This is a genomic window from Legionella lytica (genome assembly GCF_023921225.1).
GTDB classification, from domain to species: Bacteria; Pseudomonadota; Gammaproteobacteria; order Legionellales; family Legionellaceae; genus Legionella; species Legionella lytica.
Map to the genome: position 1 here is coordinate 1,003,747 of NZ_CP071527.1, position 18,126 is coordinate 1,021,872.

Sequence of the window (18,126 nt, forward strand, 5' to 3'; positions counted from 1 at the left end):
AGAGGGCATAATGAGCATAGAATTAAATGTAGCTATAGTAGGTGTTACGGGGGCTGTTGGCGAAACCTTTCTAACTGTTTTAGAAGAGCGTCAGCTTCCAATTAGGAACCTTTATCCTTTAGCTAGTTCTCGTTCAGTGGGTAAGACCATTACGTTTAATAAGCAACAATTCGATGTTTTGGATTTAGCTGAATTCGATTTTAGCCAGGCAGATATTGCTTTGTTTTCTGCGGGGGGTGCGGTATCTAAAGAGTATGCTCCTAAGGCTGCGGCAGCAGGTTGTATTGTTATTGATAACAGTTCATGCTTTCGTTATGAAGAGGACATTCCTCTAGTGGTTCCTGAGGTTAATCCACACCGTATTGCAGATTATCGAAATAGAAACATTATTGCGAATCCTAATTGCTCCACGATTCAAATGGTGGTTGCGCTAAAACCGCTTTATGATGCAGCAGGGATTTCACGAATTAATGTAGCTACTTACCAATCAGTTTCTGGTACTGGGAAAAAAGCAATTAGTGAGCTTATTTCACAAGTAGGGGATTTGCTCAATGGCCGACCAGGGAAAGTTGGTGTTTATCCCCAGCAGATCGCCTTTAATGCGATTCCTCACATTGACCAATTTGAAGATAACGGATATACCCGTGAAGAAATGAAGATGGTTTGGGAAACACGCAAAATTATGGAAGATGCAGAGATTTTAGTGAATCCAACTGCGGTGCGTGTACCGGTGATTTATGGTCATTCAGAGGCAATTCATGTGGAGTTAAAACGCCCCATGTCTGCGACTGAGGCACGTGCTCTTCTTTCTAAAGCTCCCGGGGTTCAGGTAGTTGATAATCCCGCTAAAGCCAGCTACCCCACGGTGCTAAAAAATGCAGTAGGGCATGATGATGTATTTGTCGGCCGTATTCGTGAAGATCTCTCTCATCCCAATGGATTAAATTTGTGGGTGGTTGCGGATAATATCCGTAAGGGCGCTGCATCTAATGCGGTGCAAATTGCGGAGATTCTGCAAAGGGAATATTTGTAGCGAGAGGATAACTCCTCACTTCGCTCCCCTGATTGCTTCGCTGCGCTCGCAATTGCGAGCGCAGCGAAGCAATCCAGAGGCGACAGCGTGAAAAATTTAATTACCAGCAACATCTTGAAAAAGACAGCCGACGCCCACATTAAGTTAATAGTGACATTTTGCTTAACACCAGATACATTTAACAGAATGTACTGCAATTAGCCATAAAGTTTTTTTAGGTATATACTCAGTAATTATGAGCACTAAAGTAACGATTCCAGACACCAATTTGCCCACAACCCGAAGGGTTGAGAGTAGTTATTTTGCCGCCGAAACCAAAGATATGGAGCGCAGAAGGCGCCTTATGGAACAAGATGGCGAACGCAGAATAGCTCGTGTCAATGCACGTGAACATAACACCAATGATAATATTGGGGATACCCCTGAAGAAGCAGCAGATAACGGTATGCTTCAACATCCTTATCTAAATAATCCGCGTTTTGATGGAATTGATCCGAATGTTAATCCGGAACCTCCGCTAAATAGTGAAGCGCGCCGCGAATATGATAATAAGCGCCGTGAGCAAGAAAAAGAGAAGCAATTACGCTTGGGGAACATGCCTAAATATAGTAATGCACCTACACCTAGAGGGCCTTACTAATGACGATTGCTAATGACATTATCAGTCATCGCATGCCTGATTTTGATGCTTATGTACGCGCTGGCGATTCTTTAGACGATATTGACGAATATGGTTTTACGCCACTTATTGAATGTGCCATCACCCGTCAACCTAAAATTGCAGCACAATTGCTTGCACGTAAAGTTGATGTGAACGGACTCGATGTGGCTGGGAATACGCCTCTGCACTGGGCTGTTGATAATAATGACATGGATATGGTGCGTTTATTATTAGAACATGGTGCTAATGCCAATGCGTATACCCGCAGCGGGCTTTCCATCTTGGTATATCCTGTACTGCGTGGCCAAGATCCATTAAAACATCTATTATATCAATACGGTGCGCGACTTGATTTTGCTTTAGATTTCATCAATGGCAAGCTTTTAGGTCATCGTTTTGAATTACAAGGTGACGTCGATATAGTCAATGCTCAAGGCGAATTTATTGAGTTGGATTATGAAGGCTTTATGCTGGAGTTTACCGTTGCTGTACTTAAAGACTCCTTAAGACGGTTTACCAGCAGCTATTCAACGCGCCATTTACGCGATTATTTTCCTCTATTGTATGTAATTATTGATGCCTTTAATGATGCGGCAGAGTTGTTACAATTCCAACATATTCCCATGTTACAAGATCAGCATTTTGCCCGCATGCAGCAAATATTACAGGCGCCCATGTTGATTCTTCCTGCAGCAAGCCGAGGACATGCCATGGGTTTTATCCGTTTTGGGCAGTGGTGGGCAAAAATAGATCGGGGTGAAAATAGTACAAAAGAAGGCACGGTTAATATTTATCAAATTACCCGTCCTGAAGCAATTAACTTAAACTTCTTACAAAATTTTATGTATAAGAAGCAAAGCCGACGTTATTTCCATCAGCAAATTAATCAGCAGTTAGGCTTAATTCCTGTCGCACGCATGCCAATTAGTCCTCAGATTGCTGGGAACTGTTCTTGGGCCAATATACAAGCTATAGTCCCTGTCGCTTATGCCATTCAAGGAATTATTACGCAAAATGCCTTTAATCCAGCACCTGCGATGAAACTCTATGATGAATGGGTGGAATGGGACAAAGATCGTGCGTTGGATGAATGCATACAACGTTTTTATTTGGCAAATCCTCAACGAAAGGCAAGTATTGCTGCGATGTTGGGTGGGGTGTTATTTCAAGCTTGTGAATTTAGTCAAATCAAGCACTTAGAACGAGCGGAGAAAATACTCCATATTTTAATGTTGGATGATTATTATTATATTTTAAAAAGTTATCTAACTGAGTATTGTATTAATCGTTTCACTAAAAAAGGTAATAATTTACTCAAGATTCTTGATGATTGTGGCATTAATCCCAATATCGGAGTCAATCCAATTGCTGCTGAGTAGTTATTGCAACCCGCCGCTCAAAATAATCTATACTTAAAAAGCATATTATGATGCTGTATCAAACAATTGGCGCGAACCTTTAGCACCTATTGTGTAATTAATAAGGAGATTGTTATGTTACATTGGGCGGTCATATTCTTGCTGATTGCAATTGTTGCAGGTTTATTCGGTTTTAGAGGTGTTGCTTCAACTGCTACAAATATAGCTAAAGTCTTATTCTTTTTGTTTATTGTCATCTTTATTATTATGCTGGTTATGAGTTTATTTGGAGCTAGTCCAAACGTCGTACCTTAATTACCTTTACCCACCACATGTAGCCCGTATTAGACGGAGTCGTAATACGGGGGGGTGTGGCCGCTACGCATAATACAGATGAGCTACAGTGCTTATAGCGAGGCCATATCAATCACAAAACGGTAACGCACATCACTTTTTACTACGCGCTCATACGCCTCATTAACTTTCTGCATGGAGATTAATTCAATATCAGAAACAATATTATGTTTTCCACAAAAATCGAGCATTTCTTGGGTTTCTTTTATACCACCAATCAATGAACCAGCCAAAGTCAGACGCTTACCAATAAGAGCGAAGGCATGTATTGGAATTTCATCTGATGGTACGCCGACCACAACCATCGCCCCATCACGTTTTAGCAGGTTTAAGTATTGAGTCCAATCTAATTTAGCGGAAACTGTGCAAATGATAAGATCAAAATGGTTCGCTAGTTTAGTAAAAGTTTGCGAGTCGGAGGTTGCATAGAAGTGATCAGCTCCTAAACGTTTCGCATCAGCTTCTTTGTTCATTGAATGGCTCAACACAGAAACCTCAGCTCCCATTGCGTGAGCGAGTTTTACTCCCATATGCCCTAAACCACCTAAACCTAAGATAGCGACACGTTTTCCAGGGCCTGTATTCCAATGTCTAAGTGGCGAATATAAGGTAATACCCGCGCAGAGAAGGGGAGCGGCTGCATCCATCGGTAAGTTTTCAGGAACGCGTAACACATAATTTTCATCCACAACGATTTTTGTGGAGTATCCACCTTGAGTTGCCTCACTACCATCACGAGTTCTACCGTTATAGGTCAGTGTTGCTCCTTCGTCACAATATTGTTCTAAATCTTCTTTGCAATTAACGCACTTGCGGCATGAATCAACAAAACAACCCACGCCAACACGATCTCCTTCTTTAAAACGGCTTACCCCTGGACCAACTTTACTCACAGTTCCAATGATTTCATGTCCTGGAACCATCGGAAAAGCAGAACCACCCCATTCATCACGAACTTGGTGAATGTCTGAGTGGCAAACTCCACAATAATGAATATCGATTAAGACATCATTTTTTCCTACTTCACGCCGGTTAAATTCATAAGGTGTTAGTGGTGATTTGGGATCATGGGCAGCATATCCTTTTACAGGTATCATTTTTAGTCCTTTAAGAAGTGATAATGAATCTAAAAGATAGGGTGCTTTGACCTAACCGTCAAGCATTGTGATTATATGGTAGGGGGGAAATTTATGACACTTGCTTACGTATATTTGGCCGAATCACCGCGGTCAGACCGCGGTAATTCGAACAAAAAATTATTTTTCGACTTGTTCTTTAGGTGTAGATTCTCTTTTTTTATTGCCTTCACGTGGCGCAGAAGAACGGGAACCTTGTTGGTTGGTATTTGATCTGCGGCGTTGTTGTTGCTGCGGTTGTTGGCCGGCATTCGCATTACCCGGATTGGCAGCCGCATTTCCTGTACGTTGCTGTTGATTACCGCTTGGACGACGTCTACGTTGTTGTGGCTTACGCTCACCACCTGTACCACGGGGGTTTGATTTCCCTTGGTTTTGATTACGAGGATGTGTTTTCTTCGTTTGGCTAGGTTCCGCGGTTGTTGATGTTTCAGTAGGCCCACCAAATAAACTTGACCACAAACGTTTAATCAAGCCGTTATGTAGGTTTTTAGGTGTAGGATGACCTGCAAATGGTTTTACTGCCGGTTCATCGCGAACAGCTGTCTCTTGCTCATTACTTGTAACCTGTAACTCAGGTTGCTGAATTAAGCTATAACTTGGTTTTTTAGTCTTACCTACGTTATCTTCTTTCAGGCGAGTAATTGTATATTGAGGTGAATGCAGGTAAGGATTAGCAATAATCATTACTGAAACACTATGTCTTTTTTCAATTTCTCGGATGAAACTGCGTTTTTCATTCATAATGAAGGTAGCCATTTCAGGAGGAAGCTGGACTTGTATTTCAGCGGTCTTCTCCTTTAGTGCTTCTTCTTCAATAAGACGGGTAATAGAAAGTCCGTGTGATTGAATATTACGTACAGTACCGCGGCCTTCACAGCGAGGGCAAACTTCTTGAGCGGTTTCACCTAAAGATAATCTTAGGCGTTGACGTGACATTTCTAATAAACCAAAGCGAGAAATACGACCAACTTGGATGCGTGCTCTATCTGCTTGTAATGCTTCTTTTAAGCGGTTTTCAACATCACGTTGGTTTTTGCTAGAGCTCATATCGATGAAATCGATAACCACTAGGCCACCTAAGTCACGCAGACGTAACTGACGTGCAATTTCATCCGCTGCTTCAATATTAGTGTTGAATGCAGTTGCTTCAATATCAGAACCACCAGTAGCTTTCGCTGAGTTAACGTCAATTGAAACCAGAGCTTCAGTTCTGTCGATAACCAATGCACCACCAGAAGGTAGCATTACTTGGCGTTGGTATGCTGTTTCTATTTGGCTTTCAATTTGATAGAAATTAAACAGTGGAATGCTGCTATTGTATAACTTCAAATTAGGTAAAAACTCAGGCTTTACGCGCTCAATATATTGTTTTGCTTTGATGTAAGAAATCTGATCATCAATAATAATTTCACTAATTGATTTACGCAGATTATCGCGAATAGAACGAATAATTACATCGCCTTCCTGATGGATTAGACAAGGTGATAATTCTGTATTGTAAGCTTGTTTGATGGATTGCCATTGATTACATAACATATCTAAGTCGTCTTGTAATTCTTCCTGGCTTTTACCCACGCCTGCAGTACGGATAATAAGACCCATATCATCAGGAAGCGTCAAGGCATTTAAGGTTTCACGTAATTCATCACGCTCATCCCCTTCAATCCGTCTGGAAATACCGCCCGAACGAGGATTGTTTGGCATTAATACCAAATAACAACCCGCTAAGGTAATAAAGGTAGTTAACGCAGCACCTTTGTTTCCGCGCTCTTCTTTGTCTACCTGAATTAATAATTCCTGGCCTTCGCGAATTAACGAAGTAATAGGTGGCTTATCATCGCCAAAATCATCAGGATTTTTACTTAAATATTCAGGTGCAATTTCTTTAAGAGGTAAGAAACCTTGGCGTTTTGAACCATATTCTACGAAAACTGCATCAAGACTTGGCTCGCGACGGGTAACGGTCGCTTTATAAATGTTACCTTTTTTCTTTACTTCTCCTGGGCATTCAATGTCCAGGTCAAACAAACGATTGTCTTTAATAAGTGCAACGCGAACCTCTTCAGTTTGCGTGGCATTAATTAACATTTTTTCCATCTGTAACCCCATGTTTAGGGCGCTTTCATTTAAGTTACGATAGTGTAAGGCTCAATATATCTTAGAGGTTCATCTTTTGAACAGTAAGAGAAGTGATCTTTAAGCGAATCCGCAGCCGTGTGGACAGACTTTACGCATGTTCCCTGAATCATTGGAGGTGCATACTGGGTAATATACTGAATACGAACCAAACACGTAAAAAGGAGACGTGTAAAAGTCTTAATGTAATTCGCAGTCGGTATAAAGCATGTCTGGCATGCGTAGGTTTCTGTCAAGTATGTGATCAATTTGTCTCTGGCATATTGGTTCGCTTCCTTATATCTCTAAGCTTAAATGGAAGCGCGATTTTTCTGTAACTAGTTGCCTTATACCCTGTTATCCTTGTGCTGCGCTGTGTTTGCAGACTCAAAATTGGGCCTGCTGATAAGTTCACCTTCTTAGCCAAAAATGGCCTGGAATAGCGAGTTATAAACAGATACCCTGGTAGTGCGGTAAATAGTTACGCTTTTTTTATATTTATGCGTTATAATTCGGTTGCATGGAATCATTTCCACGCTACAGGCGATCATATCAAAAAAAACACGCCCAGAAAACAGGTTTATTGACAATGAATGAAGTAAGTTATAGAGAAATAAGTAATGAAGAAGAAGGACAACGTCTGGATAATTACTTAATCCGAATTTTAAAGGGCGTACCTAAAAGCCACATTTACCGAATTATTCGGGGTGGTGAGGTTCGTGTTAATAAGAAGAGAGCGCAGGTTAGTTCTCGCTTGCATGCCGGAGATATGGTTCGTATTCCACCAATTCGTATTTCAGAATCAAAAGAAGTATTTGTTGGTGATGCCATGGCAAAACGCCTTAAAGAATGCGTTATTTTTGAAGATGCCTGTTTTTTAGTCATAAATAAACCTTCGGGGATAGCAGTGCATGGCGGCAGTGGTTTAAGTTTAGGTGTTATTGAAGCATTAAGAAAAACTAGACCAGATCTGGCTTATTTGGAATTAATCCATCGTTTAGATAGAGAGACCTCAGGCTGTCTTTTGCTGGCTAAAAAGAGAAGCACTTTAAGAGCAATGCATGCTTTGCTGGAAGCTCGTGAAGTGCAAAAAACCTATTGGGCCCTATTAACGCATCGCTGGGAAGGAAAAAAACAATTAACCGTTCACGCAGCCTTAGAAAAAAATACTTTGAAATCTGGTGAGCGTGTGGTGTCCGTCACTGATGAGGGCAAAGCTTCAGAAACCGGATTTAAATTACTTGAGAATTACCAACAGGCATGTTGGGTTGAGGCAAGCCCTAAAACGGGGCGTACTCACCAAATTCGAGTTCATAGTGCACATTTAGGGCATGTTATTGTTGGTGATGAAAAATATGGATCTGTTGCAGGAGAAGTAGAAGGCATAGATAATCGACATCATCGTCTTTATTTGCATGCACGTTCTATCCAATTTGAATTGAATGGGACTAAACATTTCTTTCAAGCTGATGCAGATGAAGTCTTTTCTAACACACTAAAACAATTGCGTGCGAGGAGTGTAGTGAGCAATGAGCAATCTTTATGATTTGGTAGTGTTTGATTGGGAAGGCACTATTGCAGACACTTTAGGCGCAGTATTTCATACTGTTGCTGTAGAAGCAGATTTACTCGGTTTTGGTACTTTTGAACCTGAAGAAGCAAGAAAACATGTGGACCTGGGCTTAGAGCGCGCATTAATAAAAGCATACCCGCATTTGTCTGCTTTAGAACATGAGCAGTTAATCCATGCGGTGCATCGTTCAATGCACACTCGTTCACTTGAGGTTTTTTTAATTCCTGGAGTCCGCGAATTTATTCATCAACTACATGATGCTCATATAAAGATGGCCGTAGCCACGAATAAGGGGCACCAGTCATTAACTCGGGCGTTACAGACTACCGGCCTTGATGAGTTCATTAAGGTTACACGTTCAGCAGGACAGGTGCCTGCGAAACCGCACCCACAGATGCTTGAAGAAATTATTGATGAAATGGATGGACGTATCGCGACGACATTAATGATCGGTGATTCCGTTACCGACATAGAAATGGCAAACAGCATCCAGGTTAATGCCATCGGCGTCGATTTTTATCATCAACAAGAAAGCGCATTAAAAGCAGCAGGTGCTTTGGCTGTTTTTGATGATTATAAATTGCTTGCTGACTATTTACATTTATAAGATATAACGGATTATTTAGGCTATTGTCCGTAAGTTAAAGATGATTGACACCGCCATCAAGTTAAGGAAATTTGTAATGACGTGTAGGTTGAGCTTATAGCCCAACATTAAGTTCATGCGTGGTTAGATGCCTTGTTGCGCCATGGGCCCAACCTACATAATCCTTAAGTTGATGGCAGTGAATACGGGGTGAGGCCTAATTCCTATCTGGCTCCCGGTTTACCATGCGCTCTATTCATGTAAGAGAGCATTACAATTTTTCGTTAATATTATCCTCAGAACATCTGCGGATGTTTGTTGGGATTATGTCTGCAAAGGGAGTATTAAGCATTGAGTACATTGACTATACCTAATTTATTAACCTTGCTTCGTATCGTATTGATTCCGGTATTAATTGTTATTTTTTATTTGCCTGTTAAATGGGCGGGCGCTGTATCTGCAGGTATTTTTGCTGCGGCCAGTTTTACGGATTGGCTCGATGGTTATTTGGCACGTAAGTTACACATGATGTCTCCCCTGGGAGCGTTTTTAGATCCGGTGGCCGATAAACTTTTGGTTTCGACCAGTTTATTGCTTTTAGTGGGGGTAAAGGATCTTAATTACATTACTATTCCGGCAATTATCATTGTAGGTCGAGAAATTGTAATTTCAGCATTAAGAGAATGGATGGCAGAAATTGGTAAGCGAGCCAGTGTTGCGGTTGGCTATGTTGGAAAAGTAAAAACATTTTTACAAATGGCAGCTTTGTTTCTGTTATTAGCATTTAATCCAGTAAACTCCTGGTGGGGCATTTTTGGCTTTATTTTGCTATACGTGGCCGCAATTTTAACGATTTGGTCTATGGTTATTTACCTCTCTATAGCATGGCCAGAATTATCGAAAAAAAGTTAAATTTATTGTTGACAGGTCATGATAATCCTGTAGAATGCACACCCATGGAGACGCGGGAATAGCTCAGTTGGTAGAGCACAACCTTGCCAAGGTTGGGGTCGCGAGTTCGAGTCTCGTTTCCCGCTCCAAATTAAGCGACGACACAGTCGCTTTTTTTTTAGAGCAGCATACAAATGGTACCTGCGTTGCAGTATCAGTTGGCTGTGTGGCAGAGTGGTTATGCAGCGGCCTGCAAAGCCGTGGACGCCGGTTCGATTCCGGCCTCAGCCTCCAAATAAGAAGAAAAGCCCAGGTGGCGAAACAGGTAGACGCAAGGGACTTAAAATCCCTCGGTGGTAACACCATGCCGGTTCGATTCCGGCCCTGGGCACCAATCACATATTTTCTAATTGTTCTCAAGAGTTAAAATTAGTACGTAACTGACTGATTGATAAATAATAGAGTAACACTGACTTTTCTCTCTAAAATTTTTCTCAACGATTCGTTAATCTTCGTATTTAACTGTGCATACTTTGGGTAAGATCTTGGGTAAACTTTTTTACTTCTTCTCTCCAAGGTCACTGCTTCGTTGAGGTGATTACAATTTTATCAGATACTCAAATCAGATCTTTAAAGATAGACGCTGAAAACGCCACGCTGATCATAATGGATTAGTGTTAGAACTTAGGCCCAACAAGAAAAAACTCAATAAAGCCTACATTTTTCGTTTCCAGTGCGAACGAAACTAATGCCATTATCTATATTAAAAAAATCTCGCCCTTGAAGATAAATTGGATCTTTTTCATCCATTTCAGACCAGAGAAAATAGCCTGTAGGAAGTAAATGTTCTATATCTATGGTGCCAACAGAATTATAAAGACCATTTTTATAAAAATGATTTATCCAATCGGCATTATTAGTTAATAGCTCTCTTGAACAGTCATTATTGCATATTTTAATGTAATTAAAATATGTTATCGACTGCAATAAAGGATCGCAAATATCCTTTACCAAACTACTGCTGCTGAGAGAAAAATGTTTTTCCAGATTAATTCCAGACATGCTTAATCCTTAAATAAACTGTGGCTGCCCCATATCTATTGATGGATTTGTTACTTCAATTACTTCTTTTGAAGGAGGAATAATTTGAGCTAGAAGCGAAGGAACGTTTGGCTGCACTATAGGGATATTCGCGTCTTTTTTCAATAATAACCCGTTTTGCTCACAGGTTCCTATAAATGAGAATAATCCATCGAAATATCCATTTATATTCAAAAATCCAATACTTTTCTTAATTTCCCCAATTTTTATTGCATTCCACGTCTCAAATGCCTCTTCTAGCGTACCAAGGCCACCTGGCATAACAATAAAAACATCGGCCATTTGTTGCATCATTCTTTTTCTTTCTTGCATCGTATCGACAATATGTAATTCATCTAATAGGTCTAAAGGCTTTTCTTTCTCAATAAGATTTTTGGTTATTATGCCGATTGTTTTTCCACCATGTTCTTTAACGGTAGTAGCTAAAAGCCCCATCATTCCTAAGCTTGAACCACCATATATCAGAGTAAGCCCCATAGCGGCTAATTCTTTCGCTAATAAAACTACTGCTTCACTAAATTGGTTATTATTGCCAGAGTTAGCACCTAGATAAACACAGACTGATTTCATTAATATCTCTATTTGTTTTAAAAAGACTAAGGAGGATAGATTATAAATCCAAATGATGTAATACGTAAAAAATACTCAGGCTAAGATATTTAATTTAATTCGTATCTTTTTGCAATCATTCAAATCAGTTATCACACAGCACGTTGGGTAAGATTCGAGTCCTTATTGTTTATATTATTTAAAATCATAAAGTTATAACAAAGTTCGATTCCGGCTCTGGCACCAAATCTTCTTTCTCGAATTACTTGTTCAAAATTCATATTCAAAGATATCTCTTAAACTTCATTCATATTTATTTATAAATTTCTTAGACGTTCACGTATATTGCTAATTAGTCAGGATTTTTTATATCGCTGTAGGTTGGTGCTGAGTGCAACGAAGCCCAACAACGGAGCGTCCATATTACCACCATGCTGGGCTTCGTTGCACTCAGCACCAACCTACAAGTTATAAGCAATAATACCCAGGTGGAATTTTATTCTGTGCATGCTCACTATATTCCTCTTGCTTTTATATAGTTAAATGATTAACTTCCATCCTTTTGACAGGTGGTGAGTGTAGTGAGAAGAAATATGACTAAGAAACAAGTTGAAAATCAAGAAGATGAAATGGATTTTATGTCGCTTTTTGAGGAAGAGGGGTATAGCGAAGATATGATGGTTGACGTAATGAGAGATACAATTGCTGCCTGTAATAATCAAATGCAGATTGCCGTTGAACTTACAAAACTTATTATTGAGGGCAGCATAACTGAAAATAGGGAAGAACAGGTGTTTTCTGTTTTTAAAAAAGCAGTTAGCGTGGTTAGCGAAAGTTTCCCATTAAAAAATATTATGTCGTAATTAGGTCTATAACGAGTTTAGATGCCTTTTTGGTGCCTGAGGAATGGAAGGCTGAATTACCGTGGTATGACGCGGTAATTCGAAGGTATTATTTGGTAAGCAATCTTTGAAGTAGTGCCATTAGGTGCTTGTAACCGGCTACGCAAACGCACTAACGCATAGATGCTCAGTGATTTTTTCTTCATTTTCTTAATACTCCATAAAATTTGGTAATGTGGATACCTTTATATGTTTGAATTAACTCAGGTAGATAGGGATGTTTTTGAGCAGCATTTTCTCAAGTTTCGTTTAAAGTATTACTTTACTGAAACGAAGGAGTTTCTTGCTCGGCACAAGTTATTGTCTGTCTTTATCATTTGCTTATTGGCACCTGGAGTAGAGCATATTCAAGCACTAGGTATGCCATTCTATGCTCTTATTGATCCATCGATTACCTTAAAAGAGAAACTTATTTATTTAGTCTCGTTGTTACTATTTTTGTTGGCTATGACTAAAACCCAATTACCCTTTATAAAAGGAGGGGAATTCAGGGAATATTTGCATACTTTGTATATACCTTCTCGTGTTTATAAAAAAGCAGATTTTATTCTTCTTTTAGTGTCGTTAAATATTGTTTGGTTGGCTGTTTTCTTTGGGGCCGCAAACATTCTTCACCATTCTAAAGGGCCATGGTTTGTTTCATCTCAATACAGCCTTTATGCTTCTACTTTATTGGCAATAATTACTTTATTATGGAATTGTCTTTATCAAAAAATAGCGAATGGTATTTTATTGTTTTCAGTATTGATATTCGTTGTTTACAGTTCGATGCAGGGGAGTTGGCTTGTAAATTATAGTGTGAGCTGTTTTGTAGTATTTCTAAGCGGATTAATTATTTGGACCGTGCAACCTTTTGTAGCCAAAAAAAATTTTAAAACAGGTTCTCTTCTGGTATTGAATAACTATAAGGGTATGAGTGTTTTCCTGATGCAATTAGCCGTTTTAAGAGAAAGTAAAAGAGCCCTTATCACACGACTAATTCTGTGTTTCGCGGTATCAGGATTGCTTATTCAAGTATTTTCTTCTCAGGAAGAGCTAGAGAATCGTGATGCGATCGTTCTTGTCTTGGTGAGCTTGCAAACTTATATTTTATCGACACTTTTTATTCTTTTTGAAAAGGGAAAACTAGATTACTCCTTATTTCATCAGGTTTTTCCTTATCAGTGGAAAGTGAACTATGTAAAGGAAATAAGCATTATTTTTATATTATTGAGTGTTATTTTGTTTCCTATTTTTTTGTTTTCCCTCTTTAGTTTTAAAAACTATATTTTCTTGCTTTGGGCTATTTTGATGATGAGCGCTATTGGTTTAATAATTAATCGAAGTCTTTATGCCCTATCATTACGTTTTTGTTTATTTTCCTCGTTGCTTAGTACTTTGGGTAGTGGCGTGGTCCAATATAAGGTTTTGGGGGCTTATTTTGCAACGTAGCATTCAACTTCAGAAGATTAATAAATCTTTCGCTAAGAAGGTTTTGTTTACTGACTTATCTTATACCTTTCATCAACAGGTGTATCATCTTACTGGGCAAAATGGTGTGGGAAAATCTACCTTGTTACGTTTAATTGTAGGCTTGGATTCTCCTGATTCTGGTACAGTAGTGCTGAATAATAACTACGCCATAAGAGATCATAGTGTTAATGCAAAAAGATTGTTTTATGTACCAGATGATTTACCTATTTATCCTTTTTTAACAGGACATGAGTTTTTGTCTTGGCTTGCCACAGTAAGAACAAAAAATACGGCGGAAATTAATCAGCTCCTTGAACAGTTTGAGTTACAAGCGCACGCATATACTAAAATTTCTGATATGTCGTATGGTACGAAAAAGAAATTCATTTTAAGTTCTGCACTGATAGGGACGCCTGATTTCATCATTTTAGATGAGCCTTTAAATGGTTTAGATAAGAAATCACAGCAGGTGTTATTCTCGTTGCTGGCAGAAAAGGCGGCTTATTGCGGTGTTCTATTAACAACGCATCATGATGTTCAACTTGAGCAATTAAATCCGATAAAGGTTGAGCTGTTGGATAGGCAGTTGGTGTAGGGGAGAGAATTCTTTTATTTTTGGAATGGAGCCTGCTATGAAAAAACGTTATTTATCTTGAAACACTAGGAGTTTGTACATCCTTTAATAAGAATAAACGCGAAGGTTTTTTTAGTAATCCACGATACAATACAGAAGACTTAGCCGCTTCCTCAATAAACACAAACTCGTCAGAATTAATCCAAAAAGGGCTCCAGGCAAGCGTGCCTTTAGGACTAATACGCGTAGCTTTACCGGAATCAAAATCGAAGGTCCATAAGGCTGAGGGCGGTCCCATCCAATCTTTTACAGGAGATGGCTCGTCCATGTCGACATCCATAATCAGCATGTTTCCATTGGGTGAAACATTCAGTCGAGAAGCACTGCTCATACCTCCTTTCGGAATAATTGTATCAATCTTCCATTTTTTGATGAGCCTACCGTCTAAATCCAGCCAGTAAATTGAATCCAGATCATGGCTAAAAAAAGAGGTTCCATTATTAGCCCAAGTAGGCCTGTATTCATTCTTAGTATTTTTAACTGTACGATATCCACTGCCATCGCTATTGATTAGCCCTAAATGCCATTCATTGTTAATAAAGGTGTTAAACAATAGCTTTTTACTGTCAGGAGACCACACGGGATTAAAGTTATTTTGGGATGGGATATTTTTTAAGCGAGAGATTTTTCCAGACTCAAGTGCCAATAATACCAGATAGCGATTTGTTGCATGGTTATTATCCATTATATTGTAGGCAATGTATTTTCCATCAGGGGATACTTCCGGCACATAACCCTCAGCAACTTTTTTTGCATTACTACCATCAAGATTTGCCGTCCAAATAGAGCCCGCACGTTCAAAGGCAAGGATCGGTTTTGCTTGAGCAAGGCCACAGCAGATTAAGGTTAAGAGGAAAAAATAGGCTTTCATAACGACTTCCAATTTATTCGGTAGCAAACAAAATTAAGGCAACAATGGCAAAGCCCATGCCCAATACCTGTTTTAAGGTTAAACTTTGTTTTAGGAACACCATACACAGTATAAGTGTGATCATTGGGTACATGGAGGTGACTAAAACCACCGGCATGGTTGGCCCATTTCGTAATGCTAAAATGAAAAAAATACACGCAATGCCACTCGCTAAGCCATTAAGTAGTCCGTAGAGTCCACCTTTAGCATGTAAATCAGGTCGAAACCCAAGCAGTATTAGGGCAATAATTCCTGAAATAAGCACTCCAAGACTGGAGTAAAAGGTAATTGAAAGTGGGCTAATAAAATTGGATGCTCTCGTTCCACAATATCCCCAAGCTCCGTAGAGGAATAGGGCAATTAACGATGGAAAATACCATGAACTAAAATTCATTCACTTTACCTTATTGGATGAGTGCTTCTAGTTTGTGCAGAATACCTGTTAGTTTATTAAATTAATACTGCTAAATAGAAAAATATATGTCTCTATTGCCAATATGAGCTAGAGATATCCACAAATTCTGTGGATAAGTATGTGAGTTAGCTGATAATGAAATAATTAATTTGGGATGGGGTATTAACTATATCGCTGGGCGGTGTTTTTCTCTACAATAAGTCTTTAACTAAAATTCAAGCAATTATGTTTAAACCACTAGCCCTGTTTATGGGGTTGCGCTACACGCGTTCTCGAAAGAAAAATCACTTCGTCTCATTTATTTCTTTAAGTTCAATGCTGGGTATTGGCATCGGGGTAATGGTGCTGGTTACGGTATTATCTGTAATGAATGGTTTTGATGAGCAAATACACAACCGTTTTTTTGGTATGGCTCCTGAAATTACCGTAACTGGTCCTAATGAGCGTTTAAGTAATTGGCCAGCCGTTGAGGAAAAAATCCGAGCTATTCCTGAAATTAAAGCGGTTGCACCCTATGTGGGTGGTCAAGGCCTGTTAGTCCATGATGGCCAAGTTTTACCGATTGTATTAACTGGCGTACTTCCTTCTGTAGAAGAGAAGATTACCCATTTAAAGGATAAGCTGTTAGGTGGTAGCGTTGAAAACTTAAACCATTTTGGCATCATCTTAGGTAAGAATATTGCGGATACCATGGGGGCCATGATTGGGGATAAAGTGACGGTGATGATTCCTCAAGCAACAGTGAATCCAACAGGTATGATTCCTCGCTTTAAACGATTTACGGTTGTTGGCGTCTTTTCCGCTGGTTCTGGGTTTAATTTTGATACTCGTTTAGCCTTCATCAATATGGAGGATGCGCAAAAGCTTTTTCAAATGGGTGATGATGTTACTGGCCTGAAAATGAAGATTAATAACGTGTATCAGGCTCCTGAGTTATCTATGCGCTTATCTCATTTATTAGGTGATGAGTACCAGGCGGGGAATTGGACGGAACAGTATGGTGCATTTTTCGAAGCAGTGAAGATGGAAAAAACCATGATGTTTATGATCTTATTGCTGATTATTGCGGTAGCTGCGTTTAATTTAGTATCGTCCTTAGTGATGGTAGTGAATGACAAGCAAGCGGAAATTGCTATTTTAAGGACAATTGGAGCAACACCCTCAACAATACTTTGGACATTCATCGTACAAGGGATGATGGTAGGTGTGGTGGGAACGATTTTGGGTTTAATTGGTGGTCTGCTCTTGGCTGAGAATGCCACTACTATTGTGAATCATTTACAAACCTGGTTCCATGTTAAAGTCTTGTCATCCAGCATTTATTTTGTGGATTACCTACCCTCGAAAATTATGTTTAGCGACATTTGGAAAGTGTGTGTTATGGCATTATTAATGAGTTTCTTGGCAACTATTTATCCGGCCTGGCGTGCTTCAAAAACGGTAATTGCGGAGGCTTTACATTATGAGTGATATTATTTTAAGCAGTAAGCAACTTTATAAATCCTATAATGATGGCGCTTCGAAAGTAGAGGTATTGCGAGGAATAGATATTTCCATTGCCCGCGGTGAGCGGTTGGCTATTATTGGCCCATCAGGTTCAGGGAAGAGTACGCTTTTGCATTTATTAGGCGGCTTGGATAAGCCCAGCAGTGGTGAGGTGGTGGTTAACAACGTGGATTGGCAGAAGATTAGTGAAAAGAGACGCTGCCAATTACGCAACAAAGGTTTAGGGTTTATTTATCAGTTCCATCATTTGCTACCCGAATTTACCGCACTTGAAAATGTATGTATGCCATTATTATTGGCGAATAGCTCTATCAGTGAAGCTCAAGACAAAGCAACTGCGATTCTTGAGGCCGTAGGCCTTGGTGCCAGAAAAGAACATAAGCCGTCGCAACTGTCTGGTGGGGAGCGCCAACGCGTGGCTATTGCACGTGCATTGGTTCATCAACCTTATTGTGTATTGGCGGATGAACCTACAGGTAATTTGGATCAGGCAACAGCGACCAAAGTTTTTGATTTGATGTTGGATTTAAATAAAGAAATGAATACCGCCCTGGTTATTGTGACGCATGATCAACAATTAGCACACCGTATGGATAGAGTGCTAGTTTTGGGAGAGGGGACGTTATCTAGTTAATATATTTTTAATCGATAGGGAGTAATCAATATGGGTCTTAACGATGGAAAAGCAAAAAGCGAGAAGTTACGCAATATTACATTGAATGGAGCACAACGGAAACGTCCTGTATCAGAGGGATTTGATCGCGCGCAGTATGATTTGATGGATTTTGGTGCTGTAGTACCCGCTCCAGCGAAATCATCAACATATGGTTTTTTATCGCAGAAAAGAGTGCCTCCTGCTCCAGTTAATTCGCCAGAACCCGAATGCAGTCTTAGAAGCCCTTTTTAGGGAGAGGTAAAAACTGTAACCCGTCTTAGACGAAGTCATA

General features: G+C 39.7%; 19 protein-coding genes and 3 tRNA genes. 16 read left to right on the forward strand and 6 right to left on the reverse strand.

What is annotated here, in order from left to right:
- Nucleotides 1-10: 10 nt before the first annotated feature.
- From J2N86_RS04500 to J2N86_RS04515, 4 genes are all read left to right on the forward strand, one after another.
- Nucleotides 11-1,033 carry an aspartate-semialdehyde dehydrogenase gene (locus tag J2N86_RS04500; RefSeq protein ID WP_252581179.1) on the forward strand — a complete coding sequence of 341 codons (1,023 nt, stop codon included), beginning with the start codon at nt 11-13 and terminating at the stop codon, nt 1,031-1,033.
- Between the two features lie 235 nt (nt 1,034-1,268).
- Complete coding sequence (locus J2N86_RS04505; RefSeq protein WP_252581180.1) at nt 1,269-1,673, forward strand: hypothetical protein; 405 nt, start codon at nt 1,269-1,271, stop codon at nt 1,671-1,673.
- Nucleotides 1,673-3,073: a Dot/Icm T4SS effector AnkH/LegA3 gene (gene ankH, locus J2N86_RS04510; RefSeq protein WP_252581181.1), complete on the forward strand. Its 1,401-nt coding sequence runs from the start codon at nt 1,673-1,675 to the stop codon at nt 3,071-3,073. The genes J2N86_RS04505 and ankH overlap by 1 nt, the downstream gene beginning before the upstream one ends.
- A gap of 114 nt (nt 3,074-3,187) precedes the next feature.
- Nucleotides 3,188-3,367 carry a DUF1328 domain-containing protein gene (locus J2N86_RS04515; protein WP_252581182.1) on the forward strand — a complete coding sequence of 60 codons (180 nt, stop codon included), beginning with the start codon at nt 3,188-3,190 and terminating at the stop codon, nt 3,365-3,367.
- 92 nt (nt 3,368-3,459) lie between these two features.
- Here the strand turns inward: J2N86_RS04515 and J2N86_RS04520 are convergent, their stop codons facing one another.
- Together J2N86_RS04520 and J2N86_RS04525 are read right to left on the reverse strand one after the other, a co-directional pair.
- On the reverse strand, nt 3,460-4,503 hold the full coding sequence (locus J2N86_RS04520) for an NAD(P)-dependent alcohol dehydrogenase (RefSeq protein WP_252581183.1): 1,044 nt from the start codon (nt 4,501-4,503) through the stop codon (nt 3,460-3,462).
- A gap of 159 nt (nt 4,504-4,662) precedes the next feature.
- Nucleotides 4,663-6,642 (reverse strand): Rne/Rng family ribonuclease, encoded by a 1,980-nt coding sequence (locus tag J2N86_RS04525; protein WP_252581184.1) that lies wholly within the window; start codon nt 6,640-6,642, stop codon nt 4,663-4,665.
- A 607-nt stretch (nt 6,643-7,249) separates the two neighbouring features.
- Between J2N86_RS04525 and J2N86_RS04530 the strand changes: the two genes are divergently transcribed.
- From J2N86_RS04530 to J2N86_RS04555, 6 genes are all read left to right on the forward strand, one after another.
- Nucleotides 7,250-8,206: an RluA family pseudouridine synthase gene (locus J2N86_RS04530; protein ID WP_252581185.1), complete on the forward strand. Its 957-nt coding sequence runs from the start codon at nt 7,250-7,252 to the stop codon at nt 8,204-8,206.
- Nucleotides 8,190-8,840, forward strand: a complete 651-nt coding sequence (locus J2N86_RS04535; RefSeq protein ID WP_252581186.1) for an HAD family hydrolase — start codon at nt 8,190-8,192, stop codon at nt 8,838-8,840. Before J2N86_RS04530 ends, J2N86_RS04535 begins: the two co-directional genes overlap by 17 nt.
- 330 nt (nt 8,841-9,170) lie before the next feature.
- Nucleotides 9,171-9,731, forward strand: coding sequence for a CDP-diacylglycerol--glycerol-3-phosphate 3-phosphatidyltransferase (gene pgsA, locus J2N86_RS04540; protein ID WP_252581187.1), 561 nt, complete (start codon nt 9,171-9,173; stop codon nt 9,729-9,731).
- 52 nt (nt 9,732-9,783) lie between these two features.
- Nucleotides 9,784-9,859: transfer RNA gene (locus tag J2N86_RS04545), tRNA-Gly, on the forward strand.
- Nucleotides 9,860-9,930: 71 nt separating this feature from the next.
- Nucleotides 9,931-10,004, forward strand: a tRNA-Cys gene (locus J2N86_RS04550).
- A 13-nt stretch (nt 10,005-10,017) separates the two neighbouring features.
- Nucleotides 10,018-10,104: transfer RNA gene (locus J2N86_RS04555), tRNA-Leu, on the forward strand.
- A gap of 311 nt (nt 10,105-10,415) precedes the next feature.
- On the opposite strand, the gene J2N86_RS04560 is transcribed toward J2N86_RS04555, so the two are convergent.
- A complete protein-coding gene (locus tag J2N86_RS04560; protein ID WP_252581188.1) occupies nt 10,416-10,772 on the reverse strand; it encodes a hypothetical protein in 357 nt (118 codons plus the stop codon).
- Between the two features lie 9 nt (nt 10,773-10,781).
- Nucleotides 10,782-11,381 (reverse strand): LOG family protein, encoded by a 600-nt coding sequence (locus J2N86_RS04565; protein ID WP_252581189.1) that lies wholly within the window; start codon nt 11,379-11,381, stop codon nt 10,782-10,784.
- Nucleotides 11,382-11,953: 572 nt separating this feature from the next.
- Between J2N86_RS04565 and J2N86_RS04570 the strand changes: the two genes are divergently transcribed.
- The 3 genes from J2N86_RS04570 (at nt 11,954) to J2N86_RS04580 (ending at nt 14,309) form a co-directional block, all read left to right on the forward strand.
- On the forward strand, nt 11,954-12,223 hold the full coding sequence (locus J2N86_RS04570; RefSeq protein WP_252581190.1) for a hypothetical protein: 270 nt from the start codon (nt 11,954-11,956) through the stop codon (nt 12,221-12,223).
- A gap of 228 nt (nt 12,224-12,451) precedes the next feature.
- Nucleotides 12,452-13,693, forward strand: a complete 1,242-nt coding sequence (locus tag J2N86_RS04575) for a DUF6136 family protein (RefSeq protein ID WP_252581191.1) — start codon at nt 12,452-12,454, stop codon at nt 13,691-13,693.
- Nucleotides 13,683-14,309, forward strand: a complete 627-nt coding sequence (locus J2N86_RS04580; protein ID WP_252581192.1) for an ABC transporter ATP-binding protein — start codon at nt 13,683-13,685, stop codon at nt 14,307-14,309. The genes J2N86_RS04575 and J2N86_RS04580 overlap by 11 nt, the downstream gene beginning before the upstream one ends.
- Nucleotides 14,310-14,361: 52 nt before the next feature.
- Here J2N86_RS04580 and J2N86_RS04585 read toward each other — a convergent pair whose 3' ends face one another.
- Both J2N86_RS04585 and J2N86_RS04590 read right to left on the reverse strand, forming a co-directional pair.
- Nucleotides 14,362-15,219 carry a TolB family protein gene (locus J2N86_RS04585; protein ID WP_252581193.1) on the reverse strand — a complete coding sequence of 286 codons (858 nt, stop codon included), beginning with the start codon at nt 15,217-15,219 and terminating at the stop codon, nt 14,362-14,364.
- A 13-nt stretch (nt 15,220-15,232) separates the two neighbouring features.
- Nucleotides 15,233-15,652: an EamA family transporter gene (locus J2N86_RS04590; RefSeq protein WP_252581194.1), complete on the reverse strand. Its 420-nt coding sequence runs from the start codon at nt 15,650-15,652 to the stop codon at nt 15,233-15,235.
- A gap of 246 nt (nt 15,653-15,898) precedes the next feature.
- On the opposite strand from J2N86_RS04590, the gene J2N86_RS04595 reads away from it, so the two are divergent.
- The 3 genes from J2N86_RS04595 to J2N86_RS04605 are packed head-to-tail and all read left to right on the forward strand — an operon-like array spanning nt 15,899 to nt 18,086.
- Nucleotides 15,899-17,143: a lipoprotein-releasing ABC transporter permease subunit gene (locus J2N86_RS04595; protein WP_252581195.1), complete on the forward strand. Its 1,245-nt coding sequence runs from the start codon at nt 15,899-15,901 to the stop codon at nt 17,141-17,143.
- Entirely contained in the window at nt 17,136-17,813 is a 678-nt protein-coding gene (gene lolD / locus J2N86_RS04600; protein WP_252581196.1) for a lipoprotein-releasing ABC transporter ATP-binding protein LolD, read from the forward strand. The genes J2N86_RS04595 and lolD overlap by 8 nt, the downstream gene beginning before the upstream one ends.
- A gap of 30 nt (nt 17,814-17,843) precedes the next feature.
- Nucleotides 17,844-18,086, forward strand: coding sequence for a hypothetical protein (locus J2N86_RS04605; protein WP_252581197.1), 243 nt, complete (start codon nt 17,844-17,846; stop codon nt 18,084-18,086).
- Nucleotides 18,087-18,126: the final 40 nt, after the last annotated feature.

What these genes read in the sequence shown, in the direction of transcription:
- J2N86_RS04500 (WP_252581179.1), top strand. Translation starts at nt 11, where the DNA reads ATGAGCATAGAATTAAATGTAGCTATAGTAGGTGTTACGGGGGCTGTT.
- J2N86_RS04505 (WP_252581180.1), top strand. Translation starts at nt 1,269, where the DNA reads ATGAGCACTAAAGTAACGATTCCAGACACCAATTTGCCCACAACCCGA.
- ankH (WP_252581181.1), top strand. Translation starts at nt 1,673, where the DNA reads ATGACGATTGCTAATGACATTATCAGTCATCGCATGCCTGATTTTGAT.
- J2N86_RS04515 (WP_252581182.1), top strand. Translation starts at nt 3,188, where the DNA reads ATGTTACATTGGGCGGTCATATTCTTGCTGATTGCAATTGTTGCAGGT.
- J2N86_RS04520 (WP_252581183.1), bottom strand. Translation starts at nt 4,503, where the DNA reads ATGATACCTGTAAAAGGATATGCTGCCCATGATCCCAAATCACCACTA.
- J2N86_RS04525 (WP_252581184.1), bottom strand. Translation starts at nt 6,642, where the DNA reads ATGGAAAAAATGTTAATTAATGCCACGCAAACTGAAGAGGTTCGCGTT.
- J2N86_RS04530 (WP_252581185.1), top strand. Translation starts at nt 7,250, where the DNA reads ATGAATGAAGTAAGTTATAGAGAAATAAGTAATGAAGAAGAAGGACAA.
- J2N86_RS04535 (WP_252581186.1), top strand. Translation starts at nt 8,190, where the DNA reads ATGAGCAATCTTTATGATTTGGTAGTGTTTGATTGGGAAGGCACTATT.
- J2N86_RS04560 (WP_252581188.1), bottom strand. Translation starts at nt 10,772, where the DNA reads ATGTCTGGAATTAATCTGGAAAAACATTTTTCTCTCAGCAGCAGTAGT.
- J2N86_RS04565 (WP_252581189.1), bottom strand. Translation starts at nt 11,381, where the DNA reads ATGAAATCAGTCTGTGTTTATCTAGGTGCTAACTCTGGCAATAATAAC.
- J2N86_RS04570 (WP_252581190.1), top strand. Translation starts at nt 11,954, where the DNA reads ATGACTAAGAAACAAGTTGAAAATCAAGAAGATGAAATGGATTTTATG.
- J2N86_RS04575 (WP_252581191.1), top strand. Translation starts at nt 12,452, where the DNA reads ATGTTTGAATTAACTCAGGTAGATAGGGATGTTTTTGAGCAGCATTTT.
- J2N86_RS04585 (WP_252581193.1), bottom strand. Translation starts at nt 15,219, where the DNA reads ATGAAAGCCTATTTTTTCCTCTTAACCTTAATCTGCTGTGGCCTTGCT.
- J2N86_RS04590 (WP_252581194.1), bottom strand. Translation starts at nt 15,652, where the DNA reads ATGAATTTTAGTTCATGGTATTTTCCATCGTTAATTGCCCTATTCCTC.
- J2N86_RS04595 (WP_252581195.1), top strand. Translation starts at nt 15,899, where the DNA reads ATGTTTAAACCACTAGCCCTGTTTATGGGGTTGCGCTACACGCGTTCT.
- lolD (WP_252581196.1), top strand. Translation starts at nt 17,136, where the DNA reads ATGAGTGATATTATTTTAAGCAGTAAGCAACTTTATAAATCCTATAAT.
- J2N86_RS04605 (WP_252581197.1), top strand. Translation starts at nt 17,844, where the DNA reads ATGGGTCTTAACGATGGAAAAGCAAAAAGCGAGAAGTTACGCAATATT.